This window comes from Pseudolysinimonas sp., assembly GCF_031389465.1.
Taxonomy (GTDB): Bacteria; Actinomycetota; Actinomycetes; order Actinomycetales; family Microbacteriaceae; genus Pseudolysinimonas_A.
This window is the reverse complement of sequence record NZ_JANMSQ010000324.1, coordinates 1-4,922: the sequence shown is the minus strand read 5'-3', so window position 1 is coordinate 4,922 and position 4,922 is coordinate 1. Positions and strand designations below refer to the sequence as shown.

Annotated in this window: 4 protein-coding genes; 2 read left to right on the top strand and 2 right to left on the bottom strand. The window is 65.8% G+C overall.

The annotated features are described in order from the left end of the window. Positions 1–173 precede the first annotated feature (173 nt). On the bottom strand, positions 174–986 hold the full coding sequence (locus RMO30_RS12510; RefSeq protein ID WP_309714052.1) for a CPBP family intramembrane glutamic endopeptidase: 813 nt from the start codon (positions 984–986) through the stop codon (positions 174–176). Beyond that, a complete protein-coding gene (locus RMO30_RS12505) occupies positions 959–1,342 on the bottom strand; it encodes a DCC1-like thiol-disulfide oxidoreductase family protein (RefSeq protein ID WP_309714049.1) in 384 nt (127 codons plus the stop codon). Before RMO30_RS12505 ends, RMO30_RS12510 begins: the two co-directional genes overlap by 28 nt. A 254-nt stretch (positions 1,343–1,596) precedes the next feature. Between RMO30_RS12505 and RMO30_RS12500 the strand changes: the two genes are divergently transcribed. Beyond that, complete coding sequence (locus tag RMO30_RS12500) at positions 1,597–3,411, top strand: ABC transporter family substrate-binding protein (protein ID WP_309714045.1); 1,815 nt, start codon at positions 1,597–1,599, stop codon at positions 3,409–3,411. Between the two features lie 111 nt (positions 3,412–3,522). Continuing rightward, a partial coding sequence (locus RMO30_RS12495) for an ABC transporter permease (RefSeq protein WP_309714041.1) occupies positions 3,523–4,922 on the top strand: 1,400 nt, incomplete at its 3' end.

Below are 4,922 nucleotides of genomic sequence, written 5' to 3'. Positions count from 1 at the left end.
CGCACCGTGCGGCGTGCCGCCGCCGACCCGGCCGAGCCGCCGACCGCCAGCCTCCCCGCGCTGACCGCGCCGCTCGCGATCGGCGCCCCGGCATCCGAGCACTGGATCCTCATCGGATCGATGCTGGAAGACCTGCGCCGCATCCACGAGACGCTCAGCGACGACCCCGCGGCCTAGGCGGGCGGCGCGAACAGGTCCGGCCAGGCGTTCGCCGCAGCGGGGGCACCGACGAAGACGACCGCGTCGATCGCGAAGTGCGCCACGACGAACGGGATGACCCGCCGCTCGGTGCCTCGGGTGTATAGCCAGCCGAAGACCACCCCCATCGCGAAGTTCGCGACAAACGCGCCATAGCCCTGATACAGGTGATACGTGCCGCGGATCGCGGCCGAGGTGAGGATGATCGCCCAGCGCCCGAACCGGAGGTCGTCGAGGCGTGCGAACAGGTAGCCGATCATGATCACCTCCTCCTGGATCGCGGCACGCGCCGCGATGAGGAGCAACACCGGGATGGTCCACCACTGTTCGGTGAGGTTCGACGCGCTGATGCCGACGCCGATCCCGAGGGCGCGGCCGGCGAGGAAGATTCCGAGACCGACGATGCCGATCGGTAGGGCGAGGCCGAGACCGAACAGGGTGTCCCGCACCGGGTGTTTCGCGTCGATTCCGAGTCTGCCGAGATGTGGCTTCGTGGCGCTCCACAGTAGGAAGCAGACCAACGCGACCGGGAAGAGGTCGGAGGCGACGCCGAGCAGCTGGTACAACAGGTCGAAGATCGGCCGGTCGTCACGACTCGTCACGATTGTCGCCGTCTGCTCGGCGAGAGGCGTCTCGAAGGTGGCGCGGTTGATGAGGGTGACGATCGAGTAGAGCGCCGACATCCCGAGCGATACCCCGAGCACGATCACGATTTCGGCGACGATGCGCCGCTTGGCGGGGATCGCCGAGGGTGCGGCCGTCACGCGGTCGGCCGCGGCATCGCGCACGCCGGTGTGCCTCCCGGCAAGCGATGTCGGAAGCGAGCGACGAAGGCGTAGCCGAGGGCGCCGGCCCACGAGAACGGTGGAGTCACGAGCAGGTGGCCAAGGAAGCGCCACCCTGCGTTGCGTTGGCTGCGAAACACGGCGGCGACTGCGGCGTGGCCCCGGAAACGTCGGTCGCCGCCCAGGAACCACACGTAGTGGGTGACGTCGTGCCGGGTCAGCCCAAGGGCCTCGTAGTCGACCCACTGCCAGGGTTGCGACTCGGGGAAGACGCGGAGCGCACGTTCGAGACGCCTCACCCAGGTTGTGCAGAAAGCACAATCGCCGTCGAAGACGAGAAGGGGCGTCTGCGGGGCCACATTCCGATGCTACGCGCGAGCCTGAGGGGGATTCGTCAAGTACATGGCGCCTGTTTGCAGGAAACGTGCGTTGGGCGCCTGATTCATGCACAATCTTCGCGTCGGCGCAACAATCCTCAAAGCACATTTCCGCCTTGTAACGATTCCTCCCACAAATTTTGACCCGCCCTCACCCCCTATCTAGGGTCGAGCTATCCGGCGTGGCACGTCGGGGTCCGCCGTCGTGCCGCGCCTCTCATTGCACAGGAGGAACATTGCGTATTCGCAGATTTGGCGCCGCGGGTGCCGCGGTCGCGGCAGGTGCCCTAGTTCTCGCAGGTTGCGCTCCCGGGGGCGGCTCCGAGATCGTCGAAGGCACGTCGCTGAGCGTCGCGTGGAACCAGCCGTTCTACGCCTACAACGGCAACACGGCCGACGGTAACGCCACCGCGAACAACAACATCATCTACATGATGAGTGACGCGTTCGCGTACTACGACGACTCACCGGCGCTCGTCCTGAACCCGGACTTCGGCTCGTACGAGAAGATCTCCGACGACCCGCTGACCATCAAGTACACCCTCGCCGGTGGCGCGAAGTGGTCGGATGGGACTGCGGTCAGCACCGCAGATCTCCTTCTGTCGTGGGCAGCCAACAGCGGTGTCTTCAACAACGTCGAGCCTGAGCTCGACCCGGAGACCGGTGAAGTTCTCAACCAGGACGAAATCGACGCGGGTGTCTTCTTCGACTCCGCCTCGATCGGCGGCGGGCTCGACCTCGTCACCGAGGTGCCCGAAGTCGACGGCAACTCGATCACGCTGGTGTATTCGGAGACCTTCGTCGACTGGGAGCTGGCCTTCAACCTCCAGCTGATCCCGGCCCACGTCACCTATCAGCAGTCGGTGGATGACGCGGCGTCCGACGCCGACGCCGCTGCAGCGGTGACGACCGCGATCCAGGAGGGCGACACCGAGGTTCTCGGCCCGCTGTCGGCGTTCTGGAGCCACGGCTACGACATGGTCTCCATGCCGTCTGACCCCGACCTGGTGCTCTCCTACGGCCCGTACGTCATCACCGACCTCGTCCAGGACGAGTATGTGACGCTGACGGCCAACGAGGGCTACAACTGGGGCGACCACGGTGCCTCGATCGAAGAGATCACCGTGCGCTTCATCCCTGACCCGCTCGCCTCGGTGCAGGCCCTCGAGAACGGCGAGGTCAGCGTCATCGCCCCGCAGTCGACGGCCGACATTCTGACCGCGCTGCAGGACCTGAGCGACGTCACGGTGGAGACCACCTCCGACGCGACGTACGAGCACATCGACCTGGTCTTCAACAACGGTGGCCCGTTCGACCCGGCGACCTACGGCGGAGATGAAGAGAAGGCCGCTCTGGTGCGCCTGGCGTTCCTGAAGACGATCCCGCGTGCGGAGATCATCGAGAAGCTGATCAAGCCCCTCAACCCGGAAGCGGTCCTCGATGACTCGCAGACCATCCTTCCCGGGGCTCCTGGCTACGACGAGATGATCGCCGCGAACGGGTCGGCCGACTTCCAGGAAGTCGACATCGAGGGCGCTGCGGCGCTGCTTGCCGAGGCTGGGGTCGCGACTCCGGTCGACGTGACGTTCCTCTACGGCCTGAGCAACACCCGGCGGGTCAACGAGTACCAGCTGATCGCAGAGTCGGCCGCGCAGGCGGGCTTCAATGTGATCGACGGCGGCAACGACGACTGGGGCTCGCTGCTCGGCGGGGGCTCGTACGACGCCTCGCTGTTCGGCTGGCAGTCGACGAGCACCGCGGTGACCGCATCGCAGGCCACGTTCGACAGCGCCGGCGGTAACAACTACACCGGTTACGCCAACGAGGATGTCGACGCCCTGTACGCCGAACTCTCCGGCGAACTCGACCCCGAGAAGCAGATCGACCTCCTCATCGAGATCGAGAAGCTGCTCTGGGCTGACGGCTACGGCGTGACCGTGTTCCAGTTCCCGGGTGTCACGGCCTACGACGCCAGCATCACCGGCATCGTTCCTGCCCCGCTCGCCCCGCAGTTCTTCTGGAACTTCTGGGAGTGGGAGCTGGTCGGCTAGTTCGACCAGACCCGCGGCATAACCGCGGAGGCGCCGGGGCAGGTTCGCCCGCCCCGGCGCCTTCCACGCCGTCGCTTGACGGCAGCCCAGGAAGAACCGAGGAACACCGAAGTGCTCACCTTTCTCGTCCGCCGCCTTCTCGCATCGCTCGTGGTGCTGGTGGTGGCGTCGTACATCGTGTACGTGCTGACCGCCTACTCCGGCGATCCCCTTGAGGATCTGCGTCAGAGCACCGCACGTAACAAGGAATATCTGATTGAGCAGCGCACCGCGAAGTTCAATCTCGACGTACCACCGCCGCTGCGCTACTTCATTTGGCTGAGCGGCCTCCTGCGAGGTTTCATCGGCCAGTTCACGCTCGGCGAGAACATTCTCGGCCAAGCGGTGACCGACCAGGTGGCGGCGGCGATCGGGATGACGCTCCAGCTCATCACCGCCTCGCTCGTGCTCGCCGTGCTGATCGGCATCACGATCGGCATCACGACGGCGCTGCGGCAATACAGCACCTACGACTATTCGGCGACTTTCCTGTCGTTCCTCTTCTTCTCGCTGCCCTCGTTCTGGGTCGCGGTCATGCTCAAGCAGTACGTCGGCATCGCCTTCAACAACTACCTTGAGGATCCGGTCATCCCGCCGCTCGTGATCGCTGGCGTCGCTCTCGCCGCCGGCCTGATCTGGATGGTGATCATCGGCGGTCCGGCGCGTCGTCGGCTCATCGTCTTCGCCTCCGCCACGGTCTCCACCGCAGCGGTGTTCACCTTCATCGCCCTGACCGACTGGTTCAACGACCCCAGCCTCGGCATCGGCGTCATCGCCGTGCTCGGAGTCGGCGTCGCGGTACTCGTCACGACCCTCGTCGCGGGGCTTCGCAACCGCAAGGCGTTGTACACGAGCCTCGTCGTCGCTCTCGTCGGCGTCGCGCTCTACTACCCGTTCCAGCTCATCTCGCTGTCGCTGACGTTGTGGTCGGTCATCGGGCTGGGCGTGCTGACCATCGTCGTCGGTGTCGTCATCGGCTGGCTGTTCGCCGGGCCCGACCGCGACCAGTCGATGCGGGCGGGCGGGATCACGGCACTCTTCGTCGGCCTGCTCATCCTGCTCGACCGCTTCATGCAGTCGTGGGACATCTATGTCGGCAGCGGCACGATCGGCGGCCGCCCGATCGGCACCGTCGGCTCGACGACGCCCGGCCTGACCGGCAGCTTCTGGGTCGAGGGCATTGACTCGTTCACCCACCTGCTGCTTCCCACGGCCGGGCTGATGCTCATCTCGCTCGCTGGCTACAGCCGCTACTCGCGGGCGAGCCTGCTCGAGGTGATGAACCAGGAATACATCCGCACGGCGCGTGCAAAGGGTCTCACCGAGCGCACTGTCGTCATTCGTCACGCATTCCGCAACGCCCTGATCCCGTTGACGACGATCGTCGCGTTCGATGTCGGAGGCCTGATCGGCGGGGCGGTGATCACCGAGAGCGTCTTCGGCTGGTCGGGGATGGGCAAGCTCTTCATCGA